The sequence below is a fragment of the Polyangiaceae bacterium genome, assembly GCA_020633205.1.
In the GTDB taxonomy this organism is placed as follows: domain Bacteria; phylum Myxococcota_A; class Polyangia; order Polyangiales; family Polyangiaceae; genus JAHBVY01.
Genome location: JACKEB010000018.1, coordinates 262,908 through 277,090 on the forward strand (window position 1 = coordinate 262,908; position 14,183 = coordinate 277,090).

Annotated in this window: 14 protein-coding genes; 12 read left to right on the forward strand and 2 right to left on the reverse strand. The window is 65.4% G+C overall.

The window, feature by feature from the left end; all coding sequences use genetic code 11:
• Positions 1 to 13 precede the first annotated feature (13 nt).
• The 12 genes from folK (at position 14) to H6718_29440 (ending at position 11,330) form a co-directional block, all read left to right on the forward strand.
• The gene (gene folK, locus H6718_29385; protein ID MCB9589563.1) at positions 14 to 586 is read left to right on the forward strand and encodes a 2-amino-4-hydroxy-6-hydroxymethyldihydropteridine diphosphokinase; all 573 of its coding nucleotides are present in this window, start codon (positions 14 to 16) and stop codon (positions 584 to 586) included.
• Between the two features lie 239 nt (positions 587 to 825).
• A complete protein-coding gene (locus H6718_29390; GenBank protein MCB9589564.1) occupies positions 826 to 1,266 on the forward strand; it encodes an ATP synthase F0 subunit B in 441 nt (146 codons plus the stop codon).
• Entirely contained in the window at positions 1,266 to 1,964 is a 699-nt protein-coding gene (locus tag H6718_29395) for an ATP synthase F0 subunit B (GenBank protein MCB9589565.1), read from the forward strand. The genes H6718_29390 and H6718_29395 overlap by 1 nt, the downstream gene beginning before the upstream one ends.
• Positions 1,961 to 2,503: an ATP synthase F1 subunit delta gene (atpH, locus tag H6718_29400; protein MCB9589566.1), complete on the forward strand. Its 543-nt coding sequence runs from the start codon at positions 1,961 to 1,963 to the stop codon at positions 2,501 to 2,503. Before H6718_29395 ends, atpH begins: the two co-directional genes overlap by 4 nt.
• A gap of 146 nt (positions 2,504 to 2,649) precedes the next feature.
• Positions 2,650 to 4,329 (forward strand): F0F1 ATP synthase subunit alpha, encoded by a 1,680-nt coding sequence (locus H6718_29405; protein MCB9589567.1) that lies wholly within the window; start codon positions 2,650 to 2,652, stop codon positions 4,327 to 4,329.
• Positions 4,330 to 4,333: 4 nt separating this feature from the next.
• On the forward strand, positions 4,334 to 5,221 hold the full coding sequence (gene atpG, locus H6718_29410) for an ATP synthase F1 subunit gamma (GenBank protein MCB9589568.1): 888 nt from the start codon (positions 4,334 to 4,336) through the stop codon (positions 5,219 to 5,221).
• 5 nt (positions 5,222 to 5,226) lie between these two features.
• Positions 5,227 to 5,925 (forward strand): hypothetical protein, encoded by a 699-nt coding sequence (locus H6718_29415; GenBank protein ID MCB9589569.1) that lies wholly within the window; start codon positions 5,227 to 5,229, stop codon positions 5,923 to 5,925.
• A gap of 145 nt (positions 5,926 to 6,070) precedes the next feature.
• Positions 6,071 to 7,903, forward strand: a complete 1,833-nt coding sequence (gene glmS / locus H6718_29420) for a glutamine--fructose-6-phosphate transaminase (isomerizing) (protein ID MCB9589570.1) — start codon at positions 6,071 to 6,073, stop codon at positions 7,901 to 7,903.
• Positions 7,904 to 7,996: 93 nt separating this feature from the next.
• Positions 7,997 to 8,764 carry a hypothetical protein gene (locus H6718_29425; GenBank protein MCB9589571.1) on the forward strand — a complete coding sequence of 256 codons (768 nt, stop codon included), beginning with the start codon at positions 7,997 to 7,999 and terminating at the stop codon, positions 8,762 to 8,764.
• A gap of 215 nt (positions 8,765 to 8,979) precedes the next feature.
• A complete protein-coding gene (locus H6718_29430) occupies positions 8,980 to 9,747 on the forward strand; it encodes a 3-hydroxyacyl-CoA dehydrogenase (protein ID MCB9589572.1) in 768 nt (255 codons plus the stop codon).
• A gap of 58 nt (positions 9,748 to 9,805) precedes the next feature.
• The gene (locus tag H6718_29435; protein MCB9589573.1) at positions 9,806 to 10,801 is read left to right on the forward strand and encodes a diguanylate cyclase; all 996 of its coding nucleotides are present in this window, start codon (positions 9,806 to 9,808) and stop codon (positions 10,799 to 10,801) included.
• A gap of 109 nt (positions 10,802 to 10,910) precedes the next feature.
• On the forward strand, positions 10,911 to 11,330 hold the full coding sequence (locus H6718_29440; protein MCB9589574.1) for a hypothetical protein: 420 nt from the start codon (positions 10,911 to 10,913) through the stop codon (positions 11,328 to 11,330).
• Positions 11,331 to 11,333: 3 nt separating this feature from the next.
• Here H6718_29440 and H6718_29445 read toward each other — a convergent pair whose 3' ends face one another.
• Both H6718_29445 and H6718_29450 read right to left on the reverse strand, forming a co-directional pair.
• Positions 11,334 to 12,635 carry a hypothetical protein gene (locus tag H6718_29445; protein ID MCB9589575.1) on the reverse strand — a complete coding sequence of 434 codons (1,302 nt, stop codon included), beginning with the start codon at positions 12,633 to 12,635 and terminating at the stop codon, positions 11,334 to 11,336.
• The gene (locus tag H6718_29450) at positions 12,632 to 13,975 is read right to left on the reverse strand and encodes a hypothetical protein (protein ID MCB9589576.1); all 1,344 of its coding nucleotides are present in this window, start codon (positions 13,973 to 13,975) and stop codon (positions 12,632 to 12,634) included. The genes H6718_29445 and H6718_29450 overlap by 4 nt, the downstream gene beginning before the upstream one ends.
• Positions 13,976 to 14,183 lie beyond the last annotated feature (208 nt).

Here is a 14,183-nt window from a genome sequence, read left to right on the forward strand (position 1 = left end):
TGAGCTCCCGGCCATGAGCGCGCATGAGAGGCGCGTGCTGTTCGTCGTCGGACTCGGAACCAATCTCGGCGATCGTCTGGCGACGCTGCGCAGCGCTCGCGAGGCGCTTGGGGTGTTGGGACGCGTCGTCGCAAGCTCCGGGGTGTACGAGACAGCACCCATCGGGCCTGCTCAACCCGACTTCCTGAACGCCGCCGTGCTCCTCGAGAGCTCCCTAAGCGCGCCGGCATTGCTGGAAAATACGCTGCAGATTGAGCGCAACCACGGTCGCGAGCGTCGAGAACGCTGGGGGCCCCGCACCTTGGATCTCGATCTCTTGTGGAGTGACGGACCGGCGCTCGAACTCCCTCAGCTCACGTTGCCCCATCCTCGAGTACTGGAGCGGGCGTTCGCTCTAATGCCCCTGCTCGATGTGTTTCCGTCTCATCCCGAGAAGCCTCGGTTCGAGGCGCAGCTGCAGCGACTGGATCGGTTGGGGGTGAGGAGCGTTGCAGTCACACCTGAATGGCAGCTTCACGACCCCGACTCCCTCGCACAACCCCTCGAGGACGCTGCGGAGGCGCTTGGTGGCGAATTGACGCAGTGATTACGCGAGGCGTCGCACCGCCTAGACTCCCCGGGCCTGAGGTGGTAGGAGCCGCGCGCCTACAAGGGCCCGGAGCCACGTCATTTGCGACGTGTCGAGCCGCCTAGCCCAGCTTTGAACGGCACCCCACCTGCCAATCCCGAAAGTCGAAGGTTTTCATTAGGATGCCCTCCCTCGGAATCACCGCCACCGCCCTACCCGGAATCAGCGATTTGAGTTCGCTGCTGCCCGGTCCGCGCATGTTGGCGAGTATTGAAGTCGACCTGCTCATCACCTTCATCCCCCAGATGGTGATCTTCGCCTCCTTGGCGGTGCTGTTGAAGAACCTGCTCTTCGACCGCGTGTTGAAGGTCTTTGAAGAGCGAGAGAAGCGCACGGATGGCGCTCGCGCCGAAGCCCGCAAGATGCAGGAAGAGGCCGGTGAGCTACTGCGCAAGTACGAGGCAGAGCTCGATCGCGTGAACCGCGTCGCCGCCGAGGAGCGCGAGAAGGTACGCACGGAAACGGCGAAGCTCGAGGCTGAGATCCTCGCTGAAGCACGGGCCGCTGTGACGAAGATCGTCGAGCACGGACGCCAGCGCCTCGAAGAGGAGAGCAAGGAGATCCAGTTCGAGCTCGGCAAGGCGTCCAACGCGCTGGCCGGCGAGATCGCCACCAAGGTCTTGGGGAGGCAGGTCTGATGAAGCGCTTTTTCGCAATCCTACAGCTTGCGCTGCTGCTCCTGGCTCCCGCCGCGGCGTTAGCGGCTGAGGGTGGCCACGAAGAAGGTGGCCATGGCGCCGCCCACGGTGGCGAGCACCACGGCATCAACTGGTTCTACGGCAACGTCTACGAGTCCGATGAGATCGACCACCCGACGTTGATCGCACGCCCCAAGGGCATGGCACCGCCGGTTTCGGCGCTCGTGCTGAACAGCATCCTGCTCTACTTCATCCTCTTCAAGCTGCTCGGCCCGAGCATCAAGGAAGGCCTGAAGAAGCGCAAGCAGGACATCATGAAGGGCATGGACGACGCCGCGAAGATGAAGAAGGAAGCGGCCGCCTCCCTGAAGCAGTACGAAGACAAGCTCAAGCACCTGGACGAGGAAATTGACCGCGTCCGCCGCGAGATGCGCGAAGCAGCCCACGCCGAACGCGAGCAAATCCTCCGGGAAGCGAAGGAGCGTCGTGACCGCATGGAGCGCGAGGCCAAGCTCTTGATCGAGCAAGAGATCAAGGCAGCGCGTGAAGATCTGATGCGCGAGACGGTGCGCGCCGCGGTGAGCACCGCCGGCGAGCTCCTGACCAAGCAACTCTCCAGCAGCGATCAGCAGCGCATCGCCGATGAATACCTGACCAGCCTGGAGCAGGCAGTCAACGCAAAGGGAGGCCAGGCATGAGCGCCGGAGCCATTGCAGAGCGCTACGCGAAGGCCATCTACGAGCTGGCCGACGAAGCCGGACAGCTCACGCAGGTCGCCGACCAGCTAACCAAGCTCGCGACCGTCTACAGCGAGAGCCAGGAGCTGCGCGCCGTTTTGGACAACCCGCTGGTCACGGAAGAGAAGCGCGAGTCGATCCTCAAGGACGTCGCTTCCAAGCTCGGCCTGAACCAGCTCGCGGTGAACAGCGTGCGCTACATCGCGCAGCGGCGTCGTTTGGTCGCACTGCCGGACATCGCGCGTCGCTTGGCCACGCTCTCTGACGAGAAGGCCGGAGTCATTCGCGCCACGGTGATCAGCGCCGGTCCGCTCGGCGAGGCGTACTACAGCAAGCTGAAGGCGCAGCTCGAGAAGTCCACCGGCAAGAAGGTGCAGATCACCAAGGAGCAAGACGCTTCGCTCATCGCTGGCGTGATCACGCGTATCGGCGACAACACCATCGATGGCAGCTTGCGTGGTCGCTTGAACGACCTCGAGCGCCAGCTGCTCAACGCCTGAGGGCGCACGCGCTCTCTAGCGCGAGTCACACATCCAAACCTCAAGCCTGATGTCGCCAGTCGCGGCTGACAGGGCAAACAACTAACCAGCCGTCTGAACGCCAGACCCCAGCCTCCAACCAGAGCATTCGCTCACGGAAAAAAACCATGCAGCTCAGCGCCGACGAGATCTCCCAGATCATCAAGAAGCAAATCCAAAACTTCGACCGCAAAGCCCTGGTCATGGAGACCGGCACGGTTCTCACCACGGGCGATGGTATCGCGCGTCTCTACGGCCTCGAAGGCGCGATGGCGGGTGAGCTGGTCGAGTTCCCGGGCGAGGTGTACGGCCTGGTGCTGAACCTCGAGCAAGACTCGGTCGGTGTAGCCGTCCTTGGCAACGCGACCTCGGTCCGCGAGGGCGACACCGTCAAGCGCACCGGGCGTATCGCTGACGTACCCGTCGGTGAAGCTCTGCTCGGTCGCGTGGTGAACGCGCTCGGTCAGCCCATCGACGGCAAGGGCCCCATCGAGTCCAAGGATCGTCGCCGCATCGAGCTCAAGGCGCCCGGCATCATTGGTCGTCAGCCCGTCAAGGAGCCCCTGCAGACGGGTCTCAAGGCCATCGACTCGATGATCCCTGTCGGCCGTGGTCAGCGTGAGCTGATCATCGGCGACCGTCAGACGGGCAAGACGGCGATCGCCCTCGACACCATCATCAACCAAAAGGGCAAGGGCGTGCAGTGCGTGTACGTCGCCATCGGCCAGAAGGCTTCGACGGTTGCCCAGGTTGTGGACCGCCTCTCGAAGTTCGGCGCGATGGAGTACACGACCGTCGTCGTCGCTTCTGCGACCGAGGCCGCGCCGTTGCAGTTCCTGGCGCCGTACACCGGTGTGACCATCGGCGAGTTCTTCCGCGACACCGGGCGTCACGCGCTCTGCATCTACGACGACTTGTCGAAGCAGGCTGTTGCTTACCGTCAGATGTCGCTCTTGCTGCGCCGCCCGCCGGGCCGTGAAGCTTACCCCGGTGACGTGTTCTACGTTCACTCCCGCCTACTCGAGCGCGCCGCCAAGATGGGCGAGCGCTACTTCGTCGTGAAGAAGGGCACCGAAGTGCCCGCGGGCGACTGGGATTTCCGCGGGGAAGACGGCAAGGCTCACATCGGTGAGGAAGGCGAGCACGCGGCCAAGGAGTCCCTGAAGGGCATGGCCAACAGCGCAGACCTCGAGATCAAGCGTGACCCGCACTCTGGCGGTTCGTTGACGGCGCTGCCCATCATCGAGACCCAGGCAGGTGACGTCTCGGCGTACATCCCCACCAACGTGATCTCGATCACCGACGGGCAGATCTTCCTCGAGAGCGACTTGTTCTACTCGGGCGTTCGCCCTGCCATCAACGTCGGTATCTCCGTTAGCCGCGTCGGTGGCAACGCGCAGATCAAGGCGATGAAGAGCATCGCCGGTACCCTGCGTCTCGACCTCGCGCAGTACCGCGAGATGGCGGCGTTCAGCCAGTTCGCGAGCGACCTCGACGCCGCGACCCGCGCTCAGCTCGAGCGTGGCAAGCGCCTCACGGAGATCCTCAAGCAGGGTCAGTACGTGCCTCAGCAGGTCGAGCGTCAGATCGTGATCATCTACGCGGGTACCAAGGGCTTCTTGGACAACCTGCCCGTCGAGTCGCTCAAGGCGTTCGAGCAGGAGCTGTTCCTGCACATCGACGAGAAGCACGCGAGCATCTGGAAGGACATCACCGAGAAGAAGAAGCTCGATGACGACCTGACCAAGAAGCTCGACAAGGTGATCAAGAAGTTCGTCAAGGGCTTCGTGGCCTCCAAGAAGGGTTGAAGCCTTGGCTAACCTCAAGGAAATCCGCAAGCGCATCTCGAGCGTAAAATCCACGCAGAAGATCACCCGCGCCATGAAGATGGTCGCGGGTGCCCGCTTGAATCGCGCGCAGCAGCGCATCACTGCGATGCGTCCCTACGCCGTGCGCACGGGCCACGTGTTGCGCGAAGTGGTGTCCGCGGCGGGCGAGGCCGGCCTCGACCATCCGCTGCTCAAGCCGCGTGAAGAGAAGAACGTACTCTTCCTCGTGGTAACGAGCGATCGCGGTCTCTGCGGCTCATTCAACTCGAGCCTCAACAAGTTCGCCGAGCGCGAGTGGAAGCGCCGTACCGCCGAAGGCCAAGAGGTCCAGATCGCGACCGTTGGCCGTAAGGGGCGCGACTACTTCAAGCGCCGCGGCGCGCCGCTGTTCCACGTCTTCGAAGGCACCTGGGACAACCTCAACCTCGACGCCGCTCAAGGCATCGCGCGCACGCTGCTGCGCCCGTACCTCGAGGGAAAGGTCGACGCGATCTACATCGTGTACAACGAGTTCAAGAGCGCCATGACCCAGATCGTCAAGGCGGAGCCGTTGTTCCCCCTCGGCTTGCCGAGCGTCGAGGAGTCGGAGATCCCTAACGAGACCGACGACGTCGAGTTCATCTTCGAGCCCGACAAGGCCGCGCTGATGGACCGTTTGGTGCCGATGTACATCGAGATCAGCATCCTGCGCGCGCTCTACGAGTCGATGGCTTCGGAGCTCGGCGCCCGTATGACCGCGATGGACTCGGCGACGAAGAACGCCGGTGACATGATCGGCTCGCTGACGTTGCAGTACAACCGCGCGCGTCAGGCGGCCATCACCACCGAGCTGATGGAAATCATCGGCGGCGCCGAAGCGCTCAACGGCTGAGCGAAATGGCAGCAAAGAAAACCTCGCGGAAACAGCGCAAGCAGCAGCGGGCCAAGAGCGAGCGCGCCAAGGCGCACGGCTTGCCCACCCGCGAGGTCCCTGAGGCCCCGAAGAAGAAGGCGGCCGCGCCCCAAGTCAGCTCGAAGTCGAAGGCTTCGTCCGAGGACGACGACGACGATCGTGACTCCGCTCCCGGAACGGCCAGCGCGAAGAAGAAGGCGGGCCTGCCGCCCATCGCCAAGCTCGGACTGGTTGCGGCTGTAGGGCTCCTTGCGTTTGTGATCGTCACCAAGTTCATGGGCGATCACACGTCCGGCGTGGCGCCGGAGCCCAGCGCAAGCGCTGGTCAGTCGATTGAGACTCCGCCCGACCGACCTGCCGCGCCAGACGACGGAGTTTCCGCGGCGGAACCCGCGGCTACCGCTGGTTCGGAGGAGATGTCGGCTCCGGTTGAGGAGCCGAAGGTTGAAGAGCCGACAGCGCCGAGTGTGATTCCGCCCACGGTGACCGCGCCCGCTGTCACAGCCCCGAAACCTGCGAGCAAGCCGGCCGCCAAACCGACAGCCGCCGCCCCCGCGCCCGCCCCTGCAGAGCCCGCGGCAAAGCCAACCGCTGCGTTCCCTGCGCCAAAGCCTCCAGCTGCGCCAGCTCAGCCGCAGCCACCTGCTCAGCCGCAGCCGCCGTCTGGCGACAATCCGTACTGATCGCCGATTGCCGCAGCCAGCGCGGGACGCTACCACACGGCATGCTGGGTGGTTCGTATCACCACCTTGGCTTACGCAGCGGCGCCTCAAGAGCTGAGGTGCGCGAGCGTCCCCAGGCTCGAGAGCGCAAGGAAAGAGGCAAGGCATGTGTGGAATCGTTGGCTACGTCGGCACGCAACAGGCTGCTCCCATTCTGATCGATGGGCTGCGTAAGCTGGAGTATCGCGGCTACGACTCCGCCGGACTTGCTGTGCACGACGGCGACGACATCCACATCGTTCGTGCCGTGGGGAAACTGAACAACCTGGCGCGCGCCCTCGACTCGCGGCCGCTTCAAGGTGCAACGGGCCTCGGGCACACCCGCTGGGCGACGCACGGGCGCCCCAGCGAGCCCAACGCGCATCCCCATCAAGCGGGCGACGTTGCCGTAGTCCACAACGGCATCATCGAGAACCACGTCGAGCTGAAGCGCGAGCTCGAGGCGGAAGGCGTGAAGTTCTCCTCCGACACCGATACCGAGATTGCAGCGCATCTGGTCAACAAGGCGTTTGCAGGAGGCAAGCAGTCGCTCTTCGACGCGGTTCGGGAGGCGCTCGGCCGTGTGCGTGGTGCATACGCCCTCGCCGTCGTCTCGAAGCAGTCTCCAGATGTGCTGGTGGTTGCGAAGAGCGCGTCGCCGCTGGTGATCGGAGTGGGTGAGGGAGAGATGCTGTGCGGCTCGGACATTCCGGCGCTGCTCGAGCACACCCGGCACATGCTGTTTCTGGAAGACGGCGAGATGGCCGAGCTCAAAGCGGGCGGTTACCGCATTGAAACCGTCGAAGGCAAACCCGTGGAGCGCAAGCCGAAGCGCATCGACTGGAGCCCGGTCCAGGCGGAGAAGGGCGGCTTCAAGCACTTCATGCTGAAGGAGATCTACGAGCAGCCTCGCGCTGTCGAGGACACGCTGCGTGGCCGTGTGATCCGCGAAGAAGGCACCTTCGTCGCTGCGGAGCTCGGCCTCGATCCGGAGACCCTCCAGAAGGTCGACCGCGTGTACCTGCTCGCCTGCGGCACCAGCTACCATGCATGTCTCAACGGGCGTTACTGGATCGAAGCTCTCGGGCGTATCCCCGCGCAAACGGAGCTCGCCAGCGAGGTGCGCTATCGTGAGCCGGTCTTCACAGACCGCGATCTCGTCATCGCCGTGAGCCAATCAGGAGAGACGGCGGATACGCTCGCCGCGGTGCGCACAGCCAAGGAAGCCGGCGCGCATGTCTTGGCCATCGCCAACGTGCTCGACAGCGCCATTCCGCGCGAGAGCCACGGCGCGCTCTACACCCACGCCGGTCCCGAGATTGGCGTCGCGTCCACCAAGTGCTTCACCACCCAGCTGGTCGCCCTGCTCATGCTCGCGATCTACATCGGGCGGACGCGCGGAAAGCTCGCTCAAGACCGCGCCGACGCGTTGATTCAAGCGCTCGTGGAGACCCCCGAGCGCATGCGCCAGGTGCTCGAGCATGCGGACACGGTGCAAGACGTCGCCCGCAAGTTCATGCACGCGGAGCACATGCTGTTCCTCGGCCGTGGCCTCGGCTTCCCGATCGCGCTCGAAGGCGCGCTCAAGCTCAAGGAAATCTCCTACGCCCACGCCGAGGGCTACGCGGCCGGCGAGATGAAGCACGGCCCCATCGCGCTGATCGACGAGAACATGCCCGTCGTGGTCGTGATGCCGAAGGACAACCAGTACGAGAAGACGGCCTCCAACGTGCAAGAAGTGAAGGCGCGCCTCGGCCAGGTGATCGCGGTCGTGACCGAGGGGCACGAGGAAGCTGCGGAGCTCGCTGACTACTGTCTGCCAATCCCCGCCGCGCCCGAGGCGGTGCTCCCGCTCCTCACTGTGCTCCCGCTCCAGCTGCTCTCCTACTACGTCGCCGACCTCAAGGGCACCGACGTGGATCAGCCCCGGAACCTCGCAAAGACCGTCACGGTCGAGTGATCTCGCGGGCATCCGCCAATCGATACAGCCCCGTCACCGGGAGCCCGTGGGCTCGCGGTTGACGCCACCTTGCGATCCGGTTTGGTTTTGGCGATGCGCACTACATTCGCCTGTCTCGTGTCGCTTTCGTTGATCGCATCGGGTTGCGGCGGGTCCGCCCCGGAGCCTGCGCCGCCGCCCGAGCCGGCTCCCGTCGCCGAGGCCAAGCACGCCGAGCCGGCGCCCGAGCCGGAGGCCGCCGCAGAGCCCGAGGTAGAGGAGGCACCTGCCGGGATCCCGAAAGCGTGCGCCGATGCCAAGGCTGAAGTCTGCGTACCGCCCAAAGGCTTCGTCGAGCGCCTGTGCAAAGGGACGTACATGGGGGTAGCGCTCAATTTGTTCCGCAAGGGAACGCCGTTTACCCGCGGATACCTCACCCGCAAGACGAAGGCCTGGAACGCGTCGGGCGGTGCAAGCGCTTCCGATGACTACCTGGTGTTCGACGAAGAGGTCATCATCCTGGCCAAGCGCACGCCCCCCAAGGGTGGCATGCAAGTCAGTGGGATGGGCGGCTACGACGCCCTGCGCTGGGATGGCTCGTGCGTCACGCTCGCTCCCGAGGAGCTGACCACCAAGCTGCCTCCGGTGGCAAAGTACCCGACCCTCAACTGGAAGCACCTAGGCGGCAAGATGCGGGACTCCTTGCGCGACGACGCGAAGATCGACGCCGCGTATCAAAAGCGCCGCCAGGAGTGCAAAGGCGCCAGCATGGGCACCGTGAGCAAGAAGTGCGAGAAGGCCGACGCCGCGCTCGCCACCGCGATCATCGAGTTCGTCAAGAATGGTGGTGACGTGGGTATGCCGGAGGAGCTGCCCGAATAAGTGCGCTCACGCTGTGACGGCGTGCGAACATCGCGCCTCCCCCCCCAAAAAAAAAAGAGGTGCTGCGCGCCTATCGAGCGCAATAGCTGAGGTCCGGCAACGACCGCGGTCCCGCCGGAGCCGATTCACCGCGGAAACGCATTTGCGCCATCCGGCTAACGACCGGTGGCCGCCTAAGAAAGTACGAGCGAGGGACCCTCGCGTTGGAGGTTAGTGTGAAAGTTCAGGACAAGGTTGCTCTGGTTACGGGTGGTGCTTCAGGACTCGGCGCGGCGACGGTGCGCGCCCTCTTGGCGGCCGGCGCGAAGGGCGTCGTGATCGCAGACAAGGCGAAGGACGTCGGCGAGGCGCTGGCGAAGGAGCTTGGTGACAAGGTTCGCTTCGTCGAGACCGACGTCACTTCCGAGCCGCAGATGCAGGCAGCGATCGCTGTCGCCAAGGAGCTTGGCGGGCTGCACATCGCAGTCGGCTGCGCTGGCATCGGCACCGCCATGCGCACGCTGGGCAAGCACGGCCCGTTCCCCCTCGACTTGTTCGCGCTGACGGTCAACGTGAACTTGGTGGGCATGTTCAACATGATCCGCCTGTGCGCTCAGACGATGACCGAGGGCGAAGCCGACGCTGGTGGCGAGCGTGGAGTGATTGTCACCACCGCATCCATCGCGGCCTTCGATGGCCAAATCGGTCAGGCCGCGTACAGCGCATCGAAAGCCGGTGTCGTCGGCATGACGCTGCCCATCGCTCGTGAACTCGCGCGCTCGGGGATCCGCCTCGTTTCCATCGCGCCGGGGCTCTTCGACACGCCCATGCTGGCTGGTCTGCCGGAGGAGGCGCGCGCCGCCCTCGCCGCCAACGTGCCGTTCCCGCCCCGCCTGGGAAATCCAGCGGAGTACGCGGATCTCGCCCTCCACATCGTGCAAAACAGCATGTTGAACGGAGAATGCATCCGTTTGGATGCGGCGCTGCGGATGCAGCCCCGCTGATTGTATACTCCGGGTTTAGTTCGCGGCCGGGGCTCTAGCTCCGGCTGCGGCGCCCGACATGACCCGCCACGACACACCGCCGCCCAGCAGTCTCTCGCTGCCTCCACCGCCCGATACCGTGCTGGTGGTGGACGACGATGCAGCAACCCGCCTGCTGACGTCGCGCTGGCTGTCTCGCGCCGGCATGCGCATCGTCGAAGCGGAGGATGGCCAGCAGGCGTTGGACGCAGTGCGCGAGTCGCCTGGGAACATTTCCGTGATCGTGCTCGACGTGATGATGCCCGTCATGGACGGCTACGAGGTGCTTGCTCGCCTGAGCTCCGATCCCGAGACCTCGGGGATCCCTGTCGTGCTGCTCACTGCCCACGCGAACGACGAAGAGGATGTGATTCGAGGCATCCAGCATGGCGCCTACGATCACCTCGCCAAGCCTTACCGCGGCCCTGTGTTGGTCGCCCGCGTGAAGGCGAAGGTAGAGAAGCGCCACCGCGAGTTCAACGTCAACATGCGGCTTCGCCGCGCGGAACAGCAAGCGACGACGGACCCGCTCACCGGCTTGTCCAATCGTCGCGACTTCGAGCGTGCGCTCAGCCGCGAGACGGCGTTTGCTGAGCGCCATCGTGAGCCTCTGAGCTTACTCTTGATCGACATCGATCACTTCAAATCCGTCAACGACTTGTTTGGACACGCCGAGGGCGATCGGGTGTTGATGCTGGTGTCCGACTGCATTCAAGCGACGCTGCGTCGATCGGACCATGCCTATCGCCTGGGCGGAGAAGAGTTTGCCGTGTTGCTCCGCGGAACCGACGCCGCCGCTGCGCTCGCAGCCGGCCGACGCATCCAGGAGGCGCTCAGGGCTCAACCCGCGGTCTTCAACACCGGAGATGAGCGCACCATCACCTTTAGCGGTGGCGTGGCGTCCGCCGATCTCGAAACGGATTTCGTCACTCGCGAGCTCGTGGAGCGCGCCGATCAGGCCCTCTACGCTGCGAAGCGCGGCGGGCGCGACCGTATCCTGCAGGAGGATCTCCCGGATGTTTCCTCGCGGGAATGAGCGGCGGTTGAGTCGCTGGCTGCTCCTCCTGGCTTCTTTGGGGGGAGGGTGCGCCGCAGCTCAGTCGGAGTCCGCCGCAGCGCCCTCGAGCGCTCCCAGCCCTGCTGAGATGGACCAGGCACTGGCGGGCTATGGAGCACCCGAGTCGGGGAGCGACGAAGCAACCGACTCGAGCGGCGTGTCCGGCGCGAGCAGTCGCACGCTGCGTGAGCCAGCACCTGCCGCGGATCGTTTTGCTATCACGCGTATCGTCACCGCGGAGGCCCCAGCGCCCCACGCCGGCACTCGGCGCCGCATCGACGTCAAGCTCCGCCGCGCCGACCTGCAGGAGGCGTTGCGCTTCCTGGCGCATGCAGGTGGATTCAACCTGGTGATCGGTGAAGGTGTCTCGGGCGAAGTCACCGCAGAGCTCAAGCGGGTCACGCCCTATGACGCCTTGCAGGTGATCGCACGTGCCCATGGCGCACGCGTCGTTCACACCCGCCCTGCGGGTGGCTCGAGCATCGTCTTGGTGGAGCCCGATCGCTGAGCCTCAGCTGCGCGGAACGTAGACGCGACCGAAGTCCCACGCCGTCAGCGCCCGCCAGGTCCCTGCTACGTAGCCCTCAGGGCGTAGCTCACCGACGATTCCGAGCGGCAATGAACGGGCTAGCTGGGCCGGTGTGCTGCCGCTGAGCTTCGGGGGGCGGTTCGCCAACGCGGGGTTCGCAGCGGTGAGCAGCGCCAAGTTGTTCAAGCCCGTGTCGAGACCGAAGTTCCTCACGACATCGAGCATCAGCGCAAAGGCTCCAGCGCGGCGTCGCCGCTGGATCTCTTGAGCGCTGACTCGCGCCACGCGGATCTGGCTCCCGCTGTGGCTCAGCGTGCTGGCGATGGCCTCCGCCACCTCCACCAAGAAGGGCGCCGAGGTGTCGACGGAGAGCTCCGCGTCGCCGCCTCCCCAGCGTGTAGAGCCGCCGCCCGTCGGGCTCAGGCCGAAACGCGTCAAGCTTCCGCGCGGCAAACCATCGACCAAGCTCTGGGCGACACCAGGCGCCGCCCAGGCGCCCGCCTGACTGCCGGTGCGCAGCACAATCCAGCCCACTTGCGGTCCCTTGAAGGGCAGGGCGCCTGGACGCCGGCGATGCAGTCCGTCACCCAGCCAGCCAATGTCCACCTCTCCGGTCTCGAATGCCCGCAGCGCGTCGGCGATCGACCCAGCTGGCTTGAGCGTGATCTGTTCCAGATACGCGGCGCCCCGCGCCGCGCGCGGGTTGCGGCGCAGCACCAGGCCTCCGCCAGATGCCTTGGCAGTAAACGCGCCGGTGCCGTCCGGCCGCCTTGCGTCGAATCCCCGAGGTAATATGGCGCAGCAACTGCTCGCGAGGGCGCGCGTCAGGTTGGCGGAGCTCCCCCGCTCGAACAGCACGCCATCCGTTGTCGCGCGGATTGCTCCAAACTCCGCCAATAGACCGCGAGCGGCGCGCGCCTTCGCGCGCACCAGGGACCAGTGAACGTCAGCGGGCCCGATCGCGCGCCCGAGACCGGTGACGAGCCCAGGGCGCAGCTTCACGAGCCAGCCCTTGCCGTTCGCGACGGCGGGGCCGTCGGCGAGGGCGGGGTAGCTTCGCCCTGCCTGGTCGACGTCGAACAGTGGATCGCAGATCGCGCCGCTGAAGAAAGCTGCGCAGGCATCGTCGAGTTCGTGAGGATCCAGCTTGCTCACTGGCCACGGCAAGTCGAACCTCAGGTGCCCGCCGAGAGGCGTGCGCCCCATCGCCGTGGCGCGCTGGCTGCTGAGCAGCACACTCAGTCCGGTGCCGAGCAGCCAGTCTCTGCGGCCGAGCCGGCTCATCGAATCAGCCACAGTTCGTCCGCGACGGCAGCGACGAGATAGGAACGCGCCGCATCTTCCGCGGGGCAAGTGGTGATGGCGCTCACGCCGCCCGGAGCCGCGATGCGTAGGCGCTCCGCGGGCGCCGCGGGCTCCTTCCAGGAGTAGACGATCAGTGCGTCATCTGCGGGTTGCATCGTGGGGGTCGATGCGACGAGCTCCGGCGCGCCGTCACCGTCCAGGTCGCCCATCGCGAGTTGAGCTCCTAGGTTCGCCAGGGAGGCACGGCCGCCGCGGTCGCTCCGCAGGTCCACGCGTTGCTCCTTGGCAGCGCGCAGGGCGCGATACTGGTGGCGTTTCCCGGAGGTATCGATCAAGGAGGTGCCCGCCACGGCGTCACCGCGGTGCTCGTAGCCCGGCGCCGTGGATGGAGCATCCTTGTCACGGCATGGGCGTTCCTTGCGGCCGAGCAGGGTTTGGTAGGTTTCGATGCATCCGTTTCCGGGCCAAGGGATCGGAGCGGCGAGGGTGCCGATAGGATCGAGGGTGACGTCGAAGCGGAAGCCTTTGGCTCGGTCGGTGAGTCCAACGTCGACGTGACCGGGACCGATACTCACGCTCGCGATGGGCTCACGTAGAGGTACTGGTGCGACCGGGGAGAGGCCACTCCAGTTGCGCCGCGCCGAAGCCACGAATTTTCCTCCGCGAATGCGCCCGACATGAACGGCGCCTCGCCCCACCAGCACGAGTTCCAGCGCCGAATCTCCATCTATGTCCCCGCAACCCAGGGCAAGCACTTGGGCCTCCGGCGCCTTGACCTTCAACACCTTCCCGGCCACCAGCGGAACCGTAGGGAAAAAGCTCCTGACCTCGGCGTCCAACGCACGGCTGGCGAACGCGTGCTTCAAGGGCTCAGGCGTGGGGTTCCGCACCCGCGCCCAGAAGCCCTTCACCGGACGGTAGACGTCAGCCGTGACCTCGAGCCTGCCGTGGGCGATCCGCACCTCCAAGTACAGGAAGGCCCGCGAGCGCGCGGCGAGTTGGGCGGCTCCACGAGTCGTCTGTGTCTCATGGGCTTTGCCTCCGACTTTACCGGCGACGACACGCGTGATGCGTTGGACGAGCTCGCTGCTCCGCTCGAGCGGCGTATCGCTATCGAGGGGGCCGGAGATCACGAGCGCGCCGGAGTCTGGCTTGCCCAGCGCGTCGCCTAGCTGGGCTTGTAACTCGCACGCGATCCCGCTCAACGCGCTGAGGTTCGCGGAGCAGGCCCGAAGAGGTGCTCCCCCTTCATCGCTCTTCACCGGGGCCTCGGCAGCGGGCTGGGATGACGCCGGCGGGCTCATCATCGTGGCTGCCACGAGCAGCGCCAGCGCGCTGAGCCTCGGAAGTCCATGGCTGCTTTCGCGGACGGAAAACGCTCCACCCCCAAAAAAACTTGGGGCGTCAAGGGTCCAGTTCCGCGCTTGGGTACGCCTGTTTCTACGCCAGTCCACCACCCGGAAGGATAATGGACCCCGAGCTTGCGTCATCCTGTGTTATCCCAGCTCTTGGTTTGACGCAGCACGT

Bases quoted from the DNA above. Each gene is read 5' to 3' on its own strand.
- H6718_29405 (MCB9589567.1), top strand. From the start codon at position 2,650: ATGCAGCTCAGCGCCGACGAGATCTCCCAGATCATCAAGAAGCAAATC.
- H6718_29445 (MCB9589575.1), bottom strand. From the start codon at position 12,635: ATGAGCCGGCTCGGCCGCAGAGACTGGCTGCTCGGCACCGGACTGAGT.
- H6718_29440 (MCB9589574.1), top strand. From the start codon at position 10,911: ATGGACCAGGCACTGGCGGGCTATGGAGCACCCGAGTCGGGGAGCGAC.
- atpH (MCB9589566.1), top strand. From the start codon at position 1,961: ATGAGCGCCGGAGCCATTGCAGAGCGCTACGCGAAGGCCATCTACGAG.
- H6718_29435 (MCB9589573.1), top strand. From the start codon at position 9,806: ATGACCCGCCACGACACACCGCCGCCCAGCAGTCTCTCGCTGCCTCCA.
- glmS (MCB9589570.1), top strand. From the start codon at position 6,071: ATGTGTGGAATCGTTGGCTACGTCGGCACGCAACAGGCTGCTCCCATT.
- folK (MCB9589563.1), top strand. From the start codon at position 14: ATGAGCGCGCATGAGAGGCGCGTGCTGTTCGTCGTCGGACTCGGAACC.
- H6718_29425 (MCB9589571.1), top strand. From the start codon at position 7,997: ATGCGCACTACATTCGCCTGTCTCGTGTCGCTTTCGTTGATCGCATCG.
- H6718_29390 (MCB9589564.1), top strand. From the start codon at position 826: ATGTTGGCGAGTATTGAAGTCGACCTGCTCATCACCTTCATCCCCCAG.
- H6718_29395 (MCB9589565.1), top strand. From the start codon at position 1,266: ATGAAGCGCTTTTTCGCAATCCTACAGCTTGCGCTGCTGCTCCTGGCT.
- H6718_29415 (MCB9589569.1), top strand. From the start codon at position 5,227: ATGGCAGCAAAGAAAACCTCGCGGAAACAGCGCAAGCAGCAGCGGGCC.